Annotated in this window: 14 protein-coding genes and 2 pseudogenes; 12 read left to right on the top strand and 4 right to left on the bottom strand. The window is 43.5% G+C overall.

Features of this window, described 5'->3' with window-relative positions; genetic code table 11:
- From mqnC to THEIN_RS05240, 4 genes are all read right to left on the bottom strand, one after another.
- A complete protein-coding gene (mqnC, locus tag THEIN_RS05255) occupies positions 1 to 1,053 on the bottom strand; it encodes a cyclic dehypoxanthinyl futalosine synthase (protein WP_041435060.1) in 1,053 nt (350 codons plus the stop codon).
- Between the two features lie 156 nt (positions 1,054 to 1,209).
- On the bottom strand, positions 1,210 to 2,355 hold the full coding sequence (proB, locus tag THEIN_RS05250; protein ID WP_013907645.1) for a glutamate 5-kinase: 1,146 nt from the start codon (positions 2,353 to 2,355) through the stop codon (positions 1,210 to 1,212).
- Positions 2,331 to 3,329: a GTPase ObgE gene (obgE, locus tag THEIN_RS05245; RefSeq protein WP_013907644.1), complete on the bottom strand. Its 999-nt coding sequence runs from the start codon at positions 3,327 to 3,329 to the stop codon at positions 2,331 to 2,333. The genes proB and obgE overlap by 25 nt, the downstream gene beginning before the upstream one ends.
- Before the next feature lie 45 nt (positions 3,330 to 3,374).
- Entirely contained in the window at positions 3,375 to 4,004 is a 630-nt protein-coding gene (locus tag THEIN_RS05240) for a redox-sensing transcriptional repressor Rex (RefSeq protein ID WP_013907643.1), read from the bottom strand.
- Between the two features lie 162 nt (positions 4,005 to 4,166).
- On the opposite strand from THEIN_RS05240, the gene THEIN_RS11560 reads away from it, so the two are divergent.
- From THEIN_RS11560 to hcp, 12 genes and pseudogenes are all read left to right on the top strand, one after another.
- A complete protein-coding gene (locus THEIN_RS11560; RefSeq protein ID WP_013907642.1) occupies positions 4,167 to 5,030 on the top strand; it encodes a peptidylprolyl isomerase in 864 nt (287 codons plus the stop codon).
- Complete coding sequence (locus THEIN_RS05230; RefSeq protein ID WP_013907641.1) at positions 5,030 to 5,866, top strand: ribonuclease H-like domain-containing protein; 837 nt, start codon at positions 5,030 to 5,032, stop codon at positions 5,864 to 5,866. Before THEIN_RS11560 ends, THEIN_RS05230 begins: the two co-directional genes overlap by 1 nt.
- A complete protein-coding gene (locus THEIN_RS05225) occupies positions 5,823 to 6,773 on the top strand; it encodes a DNA integrity scanning protein DisA nucleotide-binding domain protein (protein WP_013907640.1) in 951 nt (316 codons plus the stop codon). Before THEIN_RS05230 ends, THEIN_RS05225 begins: the two co-directional genes overlap by 44 nt.
- A 12-nt stretch (positions 6,774 to 6,785) precedes the next feature.
- Positions 6,786 to 7,835: an RNA polymerase sigma factor gene (locus tag THEIN_RS05220; RefSeq protein WP_013907639.1), complete on the top strand. Its 1,050-nt coding sequence runs from the start codon at positions 6,786 to 6,788 to the stop codon at positions 7,833 to 7,835.
- A gap of 15 nt (positions 7,836 to 7,850) precedes the next feature.
- Complete coding sequence (locus THEIN_RS05215) at positions 7,851 to 9,347, top strand: DegQ family serine endoprotease (RefSeq protein ID WP_013907638.1); 1,497 nt, start codon at positions 7,851 to 7,853, stop codon at positions 9,345 to 9,347.
- 208 nt (positions 9,348 to 9,555) lie between these two features.
- Positions 9,556 to 9,693: pseudogene (locus THEIN_RS12535) on the top strand (hypothetical protein); the annotation flags it as partial.
- A 27-nt stretch (positions 9,694 to 9,720) separates the two neighbouring features.
- On the top strand, positions 9,721 to 10,221 hold the full coding sequence (locus tag THEIN_RS11555; RefSeq protein WP_169311151.1) for a ComF family protein: 501 nt from the start codon (positions 9,721 to 9,723) through the stop codon (positions 10,219 to 10,221).
- 11 nt (positions 10,222 to 10,232) lie between these two features.
- Positions 10,233 to 10,847: pseudogene (locus tag THEIN_RS12530) on the top strand (nitrilase-related carbon-nitrogen hydrolase); the annotation flags it as partial.
- A 120-nt stretch (positions 10,848 to 10,967) separates the two neighbouring features.
- Complete coding sequence (gene rfaE2, locus THEIN_RS12525; protein ID WP_041435053.1) at positions 10,968 to 11,435, top strand: D-glycero-beta-D-manno-heptose 1-phosphate adenylyltransferase; 468 nt, start codon at positions 10,968 to 10,970, stop codon at positions 11,433 to 11,435.
- Positions 11,425 to 12,447 carry a radical SAM family protein gene (locus THEIN_RS05200; protein ID WP_013907635.1) on the top strand — a complete coding sequence of 341 codons (1,023 nt, stop codon included), beginning with the start codon at positions 11,425 to 11,427 and terminating at the stop codon, positions 12,445 to 12,447. The genes rfaE2 and THEIN_RS05200 overlap by 11 nt, the downstream gene beginning before the upstream one ends.
- Positions 12,444 to 13,121, top strand: coding sequence for an HAD family hydrolase (locus tag THEIN_RS05195; RefSeq protein ID WP_083817659.1), 678 nt, complete (start codon positions 12,444 to 12,446; stop codon positions 13,119 to 13,121). Before THEIN_RS05200 ends, THEIN_RS05195 begins: the two co-directional genes overlap by 4 nt.
- Positions 13,122 to 13,191: 70 nt before the next feature.
- Positions 13,192 to 14,820 carry a hydroxylamine reductase gene (gene hcp, locus THEIN_RS05190; RefSeq protein WP_013907633.1) on the top strand — a complete coding sequence of 543 codons (1,629 nt, stop codon included), beginning with the start codon at positions 13,192 to 13,194 and terminating at the stop codon, positions 14,818 to 14,820.
- Positions 14,821 to 15,002 lie beyond the last annotated feature (182 nt).

Here is a 15,002-nt window from a genome sequence, read left to right as displayed (position 1 = left end):
TTAAATTAAAGTGTAGTCCATCTTTCGGCGCCGGGGGATGTAGCCAGCATCTTTTATAATGCGCTCTATTTCGTCTATGGAAAGGCGGTGCGAGACTCCCGCGGCGGCTACTACGTTTTCTTCAATCATGGTGCTACCAAAATCGTTGGCCCCAAACTCAAGGGCTAATTGGGCCACTTTGGGCCCCTGAGTTACCCAGGAGGCCTGAATATTTTTTACATTGTCTAAAAATATGCGCGAGAGAGCAAGCATTTTCAGATATTCTACGGGCAAAACTTTGGGAGTTCTAAGTTCAGTGTTGCCGGGTTGAAAAGGCCAGGGAATAAAGGCGGTAAAGCCGCCGGTTTCATCCTGGAGCTCCCTTATCCGGGCCAGGTGTTCAATGCGCTCCTCAATGGTTTCTATATGACCGAACATCATGGTAGCCGTAGTCTTAAGCCCAAGGGTGTGGGCTACACGCATTACTTCAAGCCATTCCTCGGCACTACATTTGTTGGGAGAAATCTTTTGGCGAACTCTGTCAACAAGGATTTCTGCTCCACCACCAGGGATAGAAGCAAGGCCTGCTTCTATCAAGTCTTTAAGAACATCTTCAATACTTTTTCCTGAAATCTTAGAGAAATGAATAATTTCAGGAGGAGAAAAACCATGAATATGAATTTCTGGGAACTTTTCTTTTATGCTTCTTAGCATGTCAACGTAAAAAGAAAAAGGAAGCTCAGGGTGAAGACCGCCCTGGAGCAAAATTTGAACTCCTCCAAGGGCAAGAGTTTCTTCTATCTTGCGGAAAAGTTCTTCCTGGGAAAGCACGAAACCACCTGGAGTTCCAGGAGGACGATAATAGGCGCAAAACTTGCATCCCGAGATACAAATGTTGGTATAATTTATGTTGCGGTCAACGATATAAGTAACGACCCTTTCTGGATGGAGTCTTAAGCGCACTTCTCTGGCCAGAAAGCCGAGATCAAAAAAAGAGGCCTCCTGCCAGAGCAGCAAGGCTTCTTCTTTGGTAATTCTCTGGCCATCAAGGATTTTCGCCACAATCTTTTCCATGTATTCATGGGTAGCAGGGTAAAACAGTAAAGTCAATAAATTGGGGACAGGCAAAATTTCAGTTATCCCAAAGTTATGCCGATAATAGGGACAGGCGAAAAATTTTTTATCGTCTTCTGGGGTGCTTGTAGTAGTAAGTGGCAAAAGGAGATGTAACTACTCACAAAGAACCAGATTATCCCGGTGGATAACTTCGTCTTGATGAGCTAGCCCTAACCTCTGACAAATCTCTCGGGAGTGACAGCCTTTAATTTTTTGAATCTCATTTGAGGAAAAATTTGTAAGGCCAAGGGCGACACGGCGGCCTTTTTCGTCTAGACATTCTACACAAGCACCTTTATCAAAGACTCCTCGGACTTCTTTTATCCCTGCAGGAAGAAGACTTTTATTTCTTTCTACCAAGGCCTTTACTGCTCCCTCGTCCAAAATCAAAGCCCCCTCAGGCCTGGGATGATATGCTATCCAAAATTTTCGTGCGGTAATCTTTTTGGCAGGCAGGAAAAAAGTCCCTATTTCTTTGCCAGCAAATATCTTCTCAAGTATCATGGGTTCACGCCCTGGCGCAATAACCATGGGTATTCCTAGAGAGGTGACCATCTTTGCGGCTCTAATTTTAGAGACCATTCCCCCGCGACCTAAGCGTCCAGGTTTTTTGCCAGCCATTTTTTCTATGGTTTGGTCTATTTTTTCTACTACGCGCACCGGCCTAGCAGTAGGATCTTCTCTAGGGTCTTTATCAAACAAAGCATCAATGTCTGAGAGGCAAATCAAAATGTCTGCCCCTATTAAACCAGTTACCATAGCGGCCAAGAGATCGTTATCGCCAAATTGAATTTCTTCTACCGCCACGGTATCGTTTTCGTTTATTATAGGGATAACCCGCCAGCGTAATAGCTTTAAAATAGTGTTTCTGGCCAAAAGATAACGATGTCTGTCTTCCAGGTCCGTGCGGGTAAGAAGGATCTGGGCTACGGTTTGTCCGTATTGTTCAAAGTATTCTTCATATGATTGAATAAGCCCGGCTTGACCTGTAGCAGCCAAAGCCTGCTTTTCGGTAAGAGTAAATTGCCGCTTAGGCAAGCCTAACTTTTTTCGGCCACAGGCAATAGCTCCAGAAGAAACCAGAACCACTTCGTAACCTTCTCTGGCAAAACGTGATAACTCTGCCGAAAGATTATTAATTACTTCGCGAGAAAGACCGTCTTCACCGGTAATAACAGCGCTTCCAACCTTTACTACTATGCGTTTGGCTCGCTCTAAGTAAGGTCTTCTTTTGTTTAAACTTGATGAATTAGCCGCCATAGCCCTTCCAGAAGTTCTTTTATGCCTTCTCCAGTTACTGCAGAAATAAGATACACTGGATAGCCCTTTTTCTCAAAGAAGGCCTTTAGTTCATACAGTTTTTGGCGGTCAGAGACGATATCTATTTTGTTAAGGGCAATAGCGGCGGGTTTTTCTATCAATGAACGGTGATAATGAGCTAATTCTTTTTGTAATAATTCGAAATCTTTTAAACATTCTTCGCCCTTTGAAGCGTCAAGAACATACAAAATAGCTTTGGTTCGTTCTATGTGCCTTAAAAAGTCAAGTCCTAATCCTACGCCTTTATGAGCTCCTTCAATCAACCCCGGGATATCAGCCACGACAAAGGAACGTTCTTCATCGAGTTTTACCACCCCAAGATTAGGAGTAATGGTAGTAAAGGGATAATCAGCAATTTTAGGCCTGGCTGCGGTAATACGTGAGAGAAGCGTAGATTTTCCAGCATTTGGGAGACCAACTAGACCCACGTCGGCTATAAGTTTTAGTTCAAGAATGATCCAGCGTTCTTCTCCAGGTTTGCCTGGCTCAGCAAAACGGGGAGCCTGGCGAGTAGGAGTGGCAAAACGGGCGTTGCCTCTTCCTCCTCGTCCACCTTTGGCTACTACAAAACTTTCTCCGTCTTTAGTAAAGTCATAAAGTATTTCTCCGGTTTCTGCGTCTTTGACGATAGTGCCTACAGGCACTTTCAAGATAAGGTCATCTCCATCACGGCCTTTCATTTTTTTGCCCATGCCAGGGCGGCCATTTTCGGCCCTAAAATGGGTTTGGTGGTAGAAATCATAAAGGGTATGGAGCTGACTCGAGGCTACGAGGATCACATCTCCGCCTTTGCCGCCATCGCCTCCATCAGGGCCACCACGAGGGACATATTTCTCGCGGCGGAAGCTCACACAGCCAGCTCCCCCATTACCTGCTTTTACGTAAATTTTGGTTTGATCAACAAATCTAGGCATACTCGCTCCGAATACTTCTTCTGGTAAGATAAAACGGAAAAACGATTAGTCCAGCCGATTTAAATAAAAGGCTAACTTGTCAAAAAGGATAGTAAGATCTGAATGTTCGACTATGACGTTGGGCGGGTGTTTAATGCGAACAGGCGCAAAATTAAGAATACCTTTTATATTATTTTCTATCAAAAGATCAGCTACTTCTTGAGCGGCCTTGGCTGGAGTGGCAATAACGCCGATTTCTGCAGGATGTTCTCTCAATACCCAGCTTAATTGATTGAGGTGATAAACATAAACGTCATTTACGACTCGGCCTATTTTTTCTTCGTCTATATCAAAGGCGGCAACGAACTTAAAGCCGCGTTTAGGCAAAAACTCATATTTTAGAAGAGCCTGTCCCAAATGCCCTGCGCCCATAAGTACCATAAACCATTCTCTACCTGCCCCCAATATGCGACGGATGTGTCTTAGAAGAGCGGGAATAGAATAGCCAACCCCTCTTACCCCGAACTGGCCAAAATAAGAAAGATCTTTGCGAAGTTGAGCAGAATTAACCCCGCATTCTCTGGCTAATTCTTCGGAACTGATAATATCTTTTCCTTCTTCAAGCAATTTTTCGAGCGTGCGGGCATATAAGGCAAGCCTATATACAGTTATGCCAGGGATCTTAAATCCAGCCATTTAAAGTTTTTTAGCAAATTAGCTCTTAAGCGTCAATTCTTGGGACATATAAAAACAGACTCTAACTTCCGATTCAGCGGGAATTTAGGAAAATAAATTTATTTCATAGACAGTAGTGAAAATTTAGGTAATACTTCATTAATTCCAACATTAGGAGGACGTATGAAATTTTTAATTTCGGTGGTTTTGGCATTACTAATAGGATTTGCCTCTACGGTACACGCCAAGGATGAAATCTTAGCTAAAGTGGGTCCTTATAAGTTAACCAAAAAAGAATTTGAGGCTCAGCTTGAATCTGCTCCTCCTCAAATCAAGATGATTCTTGCTCATCAGCCTGAGCTCAAAAAAGCTTTGGTAGAACGCTGGGCGGAAATTTCAGTTTTGGCCCTAGGAGCCAAAGATGCTGGCCTCGAAAAAGACCCAGAGGTCAAGCGTCAAATAGAAGAGGCTACCAAACAAATTCTTGCCCAAGCCTATCTTGAAAAGAAAGTCCTAGCCAAAGTCAAACAGGTTAGCGATAAAGAGCTTAAAAGTTATTACGAAAAAAACAAAGCTAAATTTCAGGAACCCGAAGAAGTAAGGGCTAGGCACATTTTAATTCAAGTTCCCCAAAATGCTTCTAAAGAGGAAGTTAAAAAGGCTTACGAGAAAGCCCAAAAAATCCGCGAAAGACTTCTTAAGGGTGAAGACTTTGCCAAACTGGCCAAAGAGTACTCCGATGATCCAGGCACTAAAGACAAAGGGGGAGAGCTTGGCTTTTTTAGTAGAGGCCAAATGATCAAAGAGTTTGAAGATGCTGCTTTTTCTTTAAAACCTGGAGAAATTAGTAAGCCAATTCGTACGCCTTTTGGTTTTCATATTATTCAAGTCGAAGAAAAGAAAGTTCCTAAGGAAAAGCCATTTGAAGAAGTCAAAGCGAAAGTAAAAGAAGAATACATTAATCAAAAGCAAAAAGAAGCCTTACAGCAGGCTTTAAAAGAACTTAAAGCAAAATACAAGGTAAAAATTTATACCGATAAGCTTTAATGCTATATCGTACTTTTTTATTTTTGCCAGGGGTTAGCGAAAGGACTGAGTTTTTCCTCTGGCAAGAAGGTGTTACCCATTGGTGGAAGCTTTTGGAAGCAGAAAGCCTTCCAGGGATATCCCCTGGGAGGCTTTCTTTTTGGAAGAAAAAACTTAGTCAAGTCATTATTTTTAAAGAAAACCTCGCCTCTTTAGCTGAGATTTTGCCCAAGCGCCATCACTGGCGTTTGTATCAAAAATTCAAAAATCGAGCCCTTTTTCTTGATATTGAAACAGATGGTTTAAAGAAGGGTCTAAACCAAGTGACTGTACTAGGCCTTTTTGATGGAGAAGAATATAAAGCCTTTATTGCTGGAGAAAATTTAGAAGAAGGCCTTCAAATTTTAGCTGATGCCGAACTGGTAGTTACTTTTGGAGGCTCTTTTTTTGATTTTCCTTTCTTAAGAAATCACTATCCCTGGCTCCCCATGCCAAAAGTCCATTTAGATCTTTGCCCTTTGCTGAAACGGTTGGGCTTTAAAGGAGGCCTTAAACGTATTGAAAAAGTCTTTGGCTTAGCCCGTCCCAGCGAGATAGACGGCCTTGACGGCTTTGAAGCCGTAAGGCTCTGGCGCAAGTGGCAACACCAAAAAGATGTAAAAGCTTTAGAAAAGCTTATTCTTTATAATCGAGAAGACGTAATAAATCTTTTATATCTAGCCGAAATTACCTATCAAGGCCTAAAACATCTTGTCTTGACACGGCATGTTCCCGCTCTTACGGTCTCCTCGGAAGGGGTTATCAGGAGGCCGTATGAACTTACTGAAATTAGACTTAAAAAAATGTCTAACAGATAAACTTCTAGATTATGCTGTGGAGCTTTCCAACTGTCTTCCCTTGCAAGCCATTATGGTTTACGCCGATGTTTTTCATAATGAAGAAGAACTCAAAAGTTATGTGGAAAGACTGGAAAATGCTCAACTTGTTTTGGTAAGTCGTGATAAATTAAATTTTCCTTTACCAGAAAAAGTATCTTTTATAAGAGTGCCTCATATCAAATTGACCCGCCTAGGACAGATGAAAATAGCCGTCCTGGTAGGTGTGTCTAAAGGTATTTTTCACCCTCAAGATATAATCCTCTGTCTATCTGGAATTGCCGAAAGTGGGGTACTAGATTCTCTTTTCATCATAGATATCGGTTCAGAGTTTGAGTTTTTCGAAGTCAATCAGCTTGAACATTTACGCGAAGTTGTTAGGCCAGAAGTTTTCTTACGCGTTCTAGAAATAGCCATTGACCTAGCCGTAGAAGGAAGAGAAGGGAAGCCTATCGGCACAACTTTTATCATAGGTGATAGCGAGAAAGTCCTGGAATATTGTGAACAGCTTATATTAAACCCCTTCAAAGGATATGACGAGAAAGAACGAAATATTCTTGATCCCCATCTCGAAGAAACAATCAAAGAATTTGCCAGCCTTGATGGGGCTTTTGTCATAAGGGGTGACGGGATAATTGAAACGGCTGGTGCTTTTATTCGCGCTGGAGGAGTTATGGTGGATATTCCTCCAGGACTTGGGACCCGGCATAGATCTGCAGCGGCTATTACCGCTATAACCAAGGCCGTAGCCATTACTGTTAGTGAATCAACTGGAACCGTTATGGTTTTCTACGGTGGGAAAATAATCATGGAAATAGAAAGGCCTTTGATTTTTGGTTCATTACCTACGGAAGAAAAAACTTTTTCAATAAGAGAAGAAATCAAATAAAGGAGGGAAACTATGCAACATCATGTAATTTATCGTGATATTAGCCCAGCAGATAAAAAGCTTGCTGAAAATTATGTAGCCAAAATCATTGAACGTTTCGAAAAGTTGACCAACAAATTTGACCCTGACCTGGTGCATTTGAGAATCGTGGTGGAAGGGCTTGAAAAGAAAAAGTTTTATTTCGTGCAATTAACCCTTTCAGTCCCTCAGGGAGTTCTTTCGGCAAGGGGAGAACACAAACGCCTGAAAACCGCTTTTAAAATAGCTAGAGAGCGTTTGGAAAAAGAACTTGCTCGTCATCTTTCTGAATTGAGAGGAGAACATGTTTATAAGCGCCATCAGCGTTATATACAAGAGATGGCCAAGGCCTTACCAGAACTGGCCGTAGATAAACAGGCTGACCTCAAAGAGCGTTTTATGGATCGTTTGCGTCCTCTTTTGCGAGACCTTTATCGTATTGCTCGTCGCGAAATACTTTTTCATCAGCTAACCGGGGAGTTGCCTCCAGAATATTTAGATCCAGGCGATGTGGTAGATGAGGCTATCCTTTGGGCTTATGAAAACTACGACCAAATAGTGGCTATGGGAGATTTGGCCCATGCTTTGCATAAGAAAATCCTCGAAATTATCAAGCGAGAGATAAATAAACTAAAGGAAGAAGGACACGAGGCCATACCAGTGGAAGAAACTGTGCCTTTAGATGACGTACGTTATAAACTCAAGGAAATGCCTGAAAGTCCCTACTTTTTTGAAGAAGAAAGACTTCGTTGGGAAGATGTATTACCAGCGGGAGAGGTTACCGAACCTGAAGAAGCTCTTTCAGCGGAAGAACTTAACAATCTTATCATGCGAGAGCTTTCAAGAGTGCCTGAAGAAAAACGGCAGGCTTTTGTTTGGCATGTTCTTGATGGTCTAAGTTTTGCAGAGATAGCCAAACTTCAGGGGCGAGACGAAGAAAGCGTTCGCCAAGACATAGAAGAAGTACGTGAGTATATACGGCAGCGCTGGCAGGCCTTAGGGGCTAAGCCCAAAGAAATAGAAGAGGAAGTAGAAGCAAAATAAAAAGGAGGTTTTAAAATGAGGTCTAAAATAGGAGTTATTTTGTTATTTTTCGTTTTTTTGGCGAATGTTAATGCTAATGCCTCGGTTTTTGAGGAAATTTTCAAAGTAAAAAGGACAGAAGAAAATAAAGCCGTTACCACTCAGAATAAAGTTCAAGATCAAGAAGCCATCAATTTGGCCATAAAACTTTCACATGCTTTTGCCCAGGTAGCCAAAAAAGCTGGGCCAGCTGTAGTTTTTGTTCAAGTTGAAAAGGTGATAGTAAAACAAGGGCCTGCCATGGAACCTTTTCCTTTTGGCAGTCCTTTTGACTTTTTTGGTCCAGACTTTTTTGAAAGATTTTTCAGAGAACGTTTCCCCCACAAATACAAGCAAATGGCAGCGGGCTCAGGTTTTATTATAAGCAAAGACGGATATATCATTACTAATAATCACGTGGTGGCTAATGCGGATAAAGTTACAGTAAAGCTTGCCGATGGCCGAGAATTTAAGGCCAAAATAGTAGGTACAGACCCGGCTTCTGATGTAGCGGTACTCAAAATCAAGGCCGATAACTTGCCAGTTCTTCCCCTAGGCGATTCAGATAAGATTCAGGTTGGTGAATGGGTTATAGCTATCGGTAATCCCTTTGGCCTTACCCAAACCGTCACCGTAGGTGTAATTAGTGCCAAAGGTCGTTCAGGTATGGGCATCACTGACTATGAAGACTTTATTCAAACCGATGCGGCTATTAATCCGGGTAATTCTGGAGGACCATTAGTCAACCTTAGAGGTGAAGCTATTGGGATGAATACCGCCATTTTTACTCGGTCAGGCGGTTACATGGGGATAGGTTTTGCTATTCCCATTAATATGGTCAAGGTGATTGCTAAACAGCTGATAGAAAAAGGCAAGGTGGTAAGGGGATGGCTTGGAGTGGTAATTCAGGATCTCAATGAAGATCTGGCTAAATCCTTTGGCTTAGAAAAGCCTGAAGGGGCTTTGGTAACAGATGTAGCTCCCAATTCCCCCGCTGATAAGGCAGGGCTTAAACCCGGAGACATAATTGTCGAATATAATGGTAAACCCGTCAAAAATGTCGCTGAATTGCGCACTTTAGTAGCCCTTACTTCTCCAGGAACTAAAGTCAAGATGGTGGTATTCAGAAAAGGCCATAAAAAGGAGCTTGAAGTTGTTATCGGTTCCCAACCTCAAAGTTTTAGTATCCTTACCGGTCAAAATGAGTTATTGCAAAAGTTAGGACTAGAGGTAAAGCCTCTTACGCCGGCCTTGGCCGAACAGCTGGGTTATGGAGTAAATGAAGGCGTAGTTATTACAGGTGTAGCCCCTGGTAGCCCCGCAGATATCGCTGGTTTGCGTCCAGGTATGCTGATCGAAGAGGTAAATCACCGTCGAGTCCACAACCTTAAGGAATTTGTTGAAGCTTTAGCACTTAGTAAGAAAACAGGAATAGTTCTTTTCCTTGTCAGAGATAAAGAATTTAGACGTTATGTAAGCATCCGCTTAAGGTAGTTTTTAGGGCCCGACTTTTAGTCGGGCCCTTTTTAAGAATTGTCCCATTGTAGCCATGGAAAGCACAGGTGTTTACTGACAGCCTATACACAACATTTTAGAGGGCTAAGTGGCCTTGCCATAACAACGGCATTTTCTATTTATTTTTAACTCATTCCAAAAACAACTTTATATTCAAAAATTCCTGGCCGATTTATTCGTTATAACCATGTGGCAACAAACAAAACAACTCAGCCTAAAAAAGCTAACCAATTCCCTACTTGATTTAATTTTCCCAAGATATTGTTTTCTTTGCAAAAAACTCCTAGAAACAAACGAAAACCTATTTTGTAAAAGCTGTGCCGAGAAACTCCCTCGCAACGAAGTAGGCTTTTTGAGTAAAGATGAGCTTTTCTTGCCCTTAAAAACTCCCTTTTTATATGAAGAGCCCTTGAAAAGGGCCATTAAAGCCCTCAAATACAAGGAAAGTGTCCACCTAATACGAGAAATGGGAAGATTCTTTCGTAAAGAGTTTTTACCTTTGCCTGAAGAATTCGTGGTGTGTCCGGTGCCGCTTCATCCTAAACGCCTGGCCCAAAGAGGTTTTAACCAGACTTTATTTCTGGCCCGGGAAATATTCGGCCAAAACGCCGTAAAAGAGTTGCTAATTCGTCACAAAAATACCAGGCCCCAGGCCGGACTTACTCGCCAGGCCAGAGTCAAAAACATAAAAGGGGCCTTCAAGGTCACAGATTTCGCGTTGGTGGAGGGGAAAAAGATATTGTTATTTGATGATGTGCTTACCACTGGCGCTACGCTGGCGGAGTGTGCCCGCGTACTTTTAAAGGCCGGAGCCGCTAAAATAGAAGTGGCTACCCTGGCCAGAAGAGGCTAAAATGCACTTCCATGAAAATAGGCATACTGGAATACCCTTTTTACGCTGAACCGGAAAAAACTCTGGCCGGTCTTCTTGAACTTCTGGAGAAAGCCCCAGAAGCAGATCTCGTGGTAGCCCCAGAGTTGGGTATTTCCGGATACGAAAAGGCCCTTGAGGCTAGTTTCCTGAAAAAGGCTTTTCCTACTATCCAGAAAAAGTTAAAAAGCCCTTTACTTATCGGCGGAGCGGATATCAGCAAAGCCAAAAGTGCCGCCTGGCTAATAACACCTGAATCCATCACCAAGGTGGCGGAAAAGATAAATCTTTTTCCGGGCTTTGACGAGAAAAAGGGCTTTAAACCAGGCCGTCTCCTTCCGCCTTTTACACTCAAGGGTGTGCCTATTGGAGTTTTTATCTGTTATGACTTGAGATTTCCGGAGATAGCCAAAAAGCTTGTTGCCGAAGGGGCCCACGTGCTATTTTGCTTAGCAGCCTGGCCTAAAGCACGGCTGCCCCATTTCCACACCCTTTTGCGCACCCGCGCTATAGAAAACCAGGTCTTTTGCCTTGGGGTAAACGCCAGGGGCCAGGTAGAAGGCATTGAACTTGGTGGCCAAAGCGTGGCCTTTGATCCCTGGGGTAAAATAATATCAGAATCTTTTGGCGGTATCACCCTTTTAGAACTGGACTTTTCTGCCCTTGAAAAAGCTCGCCAACTGTTTGTTACTTCACGCACGGTCTCCCCATCACTTTTATCCGAAAAAATCCTGCCTCTAGAAGAACTTTGCCAGCGGGTTAGGCGGCGCAAGGCGCTTGGGCAAAAGCTTGTTTTTACTAACGGTTGTTTTGACTTGCTTCACGCCGGCCATGTTAGCTATCTTGCCAGGGCCCGCGAAGCAGGAGACTTTCTGGTAATAGGCCTTAATTCTGACGCCTCAGTTAAAAGAATTAAAGGCCCAGAACGGCCTATAAATCCTCAGGAAAACAGGGCTAAGGTCTTAGCCGCCCTTTCGGTGGTTGACTACGTTGTTTTCTTTGATGAAGATACACCAGAAAAGCTCATCAAGACCCTGCGACCAGACATCCTGGTCAAAGGAGCGGACTGGCCAGAAGAAAAAATAGTTGGGGCCAGTTTTGTTAAAAGTTATGGCGGAAAAGTCTTGCGTATTCCTTTCGAACATGAGATATCTACTACCAAAATCATAGAAAAAATCAGAAAAAATGAAGCTTAAACCTCTCGATTCTGGCGGCATAATGCTTTCTTATCGTTGCCAGAGTGGGTGTAGGCATTGTGTTTACGCTTGTGGCTCCAAGTGGCAAGACTGGATGTCTCGCGATTTTTTAGAAAATCTCTTACGCGGCCTAAAAGAAACTTCAGAAAACCTTAAGGGGTTTCATCTGGCCGGTGGCGAAGCCTTTCTGAATTTTGACCTTTTGCTATTTGCCGTGGAAAAATGCACAGAGCTTGGCGTTCCCCTAGAATACGTAGAAACAAATGCCGGGTGGTGCGTCGATTACGCAACCGGTGTAGAAAAGTTAAAGCTTTTGAAAGATGCTGGCTTAAGAAGCATTCTCATTTCTGTTAGTCCTTTTCACGCAGAAACTATCCCCCTTAAGCGGACGCTTACCGCGATCAGGGTTTCAGAAAAGATTCTTGGAGCCGGCAACGTAATCGTTTATATGTGGCAGTTTATTGACTTGATAGACCGTTTTAGCCGGGAAAAACCCATCCCGCTTAATAACTGGATTAAAACTTTTGGTAACGAGGCCGCGGGGAGTCTATTCTGGGACGGTTATGCCTTAATTCCAGGGGGCCGAGCCGGTGTGGAGCTAGGTTTTTTAGCCCCTAGCAAATATCCTCCAGAACATTTTGCCCGTGAGAATTGCCTTCGCGAAATTCTCCTCTCAGGCCATGTCCATTTTGACCCCTATGGCCATTATATACCTCTTTTTTGTGGCGGCTTAAGCCTGGGAAAAATAGAAGACCTGGCTGCTTTTGTTAAAACTTTTGATTATCGTAAACTTCCTTTAGTTAAAATTCTCGTTGAAGAAGGCCCTTACGGGCTTTTTATTTTTGCCCAAAATGAGTTTGGCCTTGAGCTTGAAAATAAATTCTTTGCCGGCAAATGTCATCTTTGCGTTGAAGTGAGGCGATTTCTGGCCCAAACAGGAGTATTTGAAGAATTGGCCCCTAAGGCCTTTTACGAAAACCTGCGTTCAACTTTGCCGCCGCTGGAGGAATGATGCTACCCCAAAATATCTGGGAAAAAATTGAAGCAGTCTTTTTTGACGCTGAAGGAACCCTTTTTCACATCACCCCGCCAGTGGGCTATATTTACGCAGAAATTTGCCGTGAATATGGCCTGTTAGTTGACGCTTCTGAACTCCAAAAAACTTTTTTAAAGGTTTATTTGAGCCTTCGTGGAAACTGGAAGGCCTCTCCTGAAAGCTGTTTTGAAGGCTGGCGCGAGGTGTTTCTTAAAACCATTTCTTTTTTTGGGAAGCTCAAAGACCCTGAAGCCGCTTATTTAAAAGGATATGAATGTTTTGCTAACCCAAAATATTTTCGCCTGTCCCCAGATACCGAAGAAACCCTTTCTGCTCTTAAGGCCTCTGGCCGCAGGCTGGCTATTCTTTCTAACTGGGACGAAAGGCTCATTCGCTTGATTAAAGCCTTTGGCCTTGAACACTTATTTGAAGACATTCTAGTATCCTGTGAAGCAGGCTTTATGAAGCCAGAGCCTGAAATTTTTCACCTGGCCTGCGAAAGGCTAAAAATTTCTCCGAACAGGGCTTTAATGATAGGGGATAGCCTATCTGACGATGTTTTAGGTGCCAGAGCGGCCGGACTCTGGGCCTTACGTTACCCAGGCGGCAGCCTCAAAAAATTTTTTCCTCAAGAAATTTTCCTTTCTTGATTTAAGTCAAGGCCTCCTACCGAACCCCTAGTTAAATTGTAGGAAAAACAAAATGTAGGAGGTAGAAATTATGTTTTGCAATCAGTGTGAACAAACAGCCAAAGGTGTAGCCTGCACCAAAATCGGCGTGTGCGGTAAAGACCATGAGACAGACGTTTTGCAGGATCTTTTGATTTATGCGCTACAGGGGCTTGGCAAAGTAGCTCAGGCTGGCCGCCAGGTGGGCATAGACGAAAAAAACGTAAACTTTTTTACCTGTGAAGCCCTTTTTGCCACTTTAACTAACGTTAACTTTGACCAGGAAGCTATCAAAAACTATATCTTTAAGGCCATTGAACTTAGGGAGCAGCTCAAAGAAAAGATTAAGGCCAAAGGCGGCGAGGCTCCTGAAGACGGCTCTGCCGGGTTTAATCCCCCAAAAGAACACGAAGCCCTTTTAAAAGCAGCCGAACAGATCGAACCCCGCCCTGAAACGGCCAAAGACCCTGACATTTTCTCCCTGAAGTTGACTACTATCTACAGCCTAAAAGGTATAGCTGCTTATCAGTATCACGCCACTAAACTCGGCGAAGAAGACCCCATGGTCTATGAATACATGCACCGCGCCCTGGCCACCCTTGAGTCAAACGAGTTAGGGCTTGAAGATTGGGTAAACATGGTCCTTGAGTTAGGTAAAGTAAACCTCAAGGTTATGGAATTGCTTGACAGGGCCAATCACAAAAACTTCGGTGTGCCCAAGCCAACGGAAGTACCGCTGGGACATAAGGCCGGCAAAGCCATATTGGTCTCTGGCCATGATTTAGAAGATCTCTATGAACTTCTTAAACAAACTGAAGGCAAAGGTATCTATGTCTATACCCACGGAGAGATGCTACCAGCCCACGGCTATCCTGAACTCAAAAAATTTGAGCATTTTTACGGCCACTACGGCACCGCCTGGCAAAATCAACAAAAAGAATTTCCAGAATTTCCTGGACCTATTGTAATGACTACTAATTGTTTGATGCCGCCCAAAGAAGCCTACAAAGACCGTGTTTTCACCTTGGGGCCGGTAGCTTTCCCCGGCGTGAAGCATATCTCTGGACATGATTTTTCAGAAGTTATTGAAATGGCCCAAAATATGGAAGGCTTTAAGGAAGACTCTAACGGACGCAAAGTGCTGACAGGTTTTGCCCACGAAACAGTGCTATCCGTGGCTGACAAAGTTATTGAAGGGGTAAAAAGCGGCGCTATTAAACACTTCTTCCTGGTAGGAGGTTGTGATGGCGCAAAACCCGGCCGCAATTATTACACCAGGTTTGTTGAACTTACGCCCAAAGATACCATTGTCCTTACCCTTGGATGCGGGAAATTCCGCTTCTTTGACAAAGATTTAGGGACTATTGGCGATTTACCGAGGCTGCTAGATATGGGCCAGTGTAATGATGCCTACTCGGCTATCCAGGTAGCGCTGGCTCTGGCCAAGGCCTTTAACGTAGATGTAAACGAACTCCCCCTTTCGCTCATTGTGTCCTGGTACGAACAAAAGGCCGTAGCTATTCTTTTGACCTTGCTTTACCTGGGCATAAAAAATATTTACCTTGGCCCAACTCTTCCGGCCTTTCTTTCACCAAACGTGCTCAAGTTTCTGGCGGACAAATACGATATAAAGCCCATTTCTGATCCTGAAACTGATCTTAAGGCCTGCCTGAAAGGCTAAAAATTTAAGGGACAGGCAACCTTTTAATTTCGCCTGTCCCCCCACTTCTTACATTCATTACATCAATAGCCTCAACAGCCTTCTTTTTTAGCTATTGACACTTTTCTGATATTAATTGCTATCAGCCAATTACCTGTCACTGCGAGGAGACACTGGGTGCCGACGAAGCAGTCTCAGGGGCA

Source organism: Thermodesulfatator indicus DSM 15286 (assembly GCF_000217795.1).
Classification (GTDB): domain Bacteria; phylum Desulfobacterota; class Thermodesulfobacteria; order Thermodesulfobacteriales; family Thermodesulfatatoraceae; genus Thermodesulfatator; species Thermodesulfatator indicus.
The sequence above is the reverse complement of the archived record's forward strand: the minus strand, read 5'-3'. Positions and strand labels throughout refer to the sequence as shown.

Excerpts from the sequence above, each read along its gene's own strand:
- THEIN_RS05195 (WP_083817659.1), top strand. The coding sequence starts at position 12,444 with ATGATGCTACCCCAAAATATCTGGGAAAAAATTGAAGCAGTCTTTTTT.
- proB (WP_013907645.1), bottom strand. The coding sequence starts at position 2,355 with ATGGCGGCTAATTCATCAAGTTTAAACAAAAGAAGACCTTACTTAGAG.
- THEIN_RS05240 (WP_013907643.1), bottom strand. The coding sequence starts at position 4,004 with ATGGCTGGATTTAAGATCCCTGGCATAACTGTATATAGGCTTGCCTTA.
- THEIN_RS05200 (WP_013907635.1), top strand. The coding sequence starts at position 11,425 with ATGAAGCTTAAACCTCTCGATTCTGGCGGCATAATGCTTTCTTATCGT.
- THEIN_RS05215 (WP_013907638.1), top strand. The coding sequence starts at position 7,851 with ATGAGGTCTAAAATAGGAGTTATTTTGTTATTTTTCGTTTTTTTGGCG.
- hcp (WP_013907633.1), top strand. The coding sequence starts at position 13,192 with ATGTTTTGCAATCAGTGTGAACAAACAGCCAAAGGTGTAGCCTGCACC.
- THEIN_RS11560 (WP_013907642.1), top strand. The coding sequence starts at position 4,167 with ATGAAATTTTTAATTTCGGTGGTTTTGGCATTACTAATAGGATTTGCC.
- obgE (WP_013907644.1), bottom strand. The coding sequence starts at position 3,329 with ATGCCTAGATTTGTTGATCAAACCAAAATTTACGTAAAAGCAGGTAAT.
- THEIN_RS05220 (WP_013907639.1), top strand. The coding sequence starts at position 6,786 with ATGCAACATCATGTAATTTATCGTGATATTAGCCCAGCAGATAAAAAG.
- THEIN_RS05230 (WP_013907641.1), top strand. The coding sequence starts at position 5,030 with ATGCTATATCGTACTTTTTTATTTTTGCCAGGGGTTAGCGAAAGGACT.
- mqnC (WP_041435060.1), bottom strand. The coding sequence starts at position 1,053 with ATGGAAAAGATTGTGGCGAAAATCCTTGATGGCCAGAGAATTACCAAA.
- THEIN_RS05225 (WP_013907640.1), top strand. The coding sequence starts at position 5,823 with ATGAACTTACTGAAATTAGACTTAAAAAAATGTCTAACAGATAAACTT.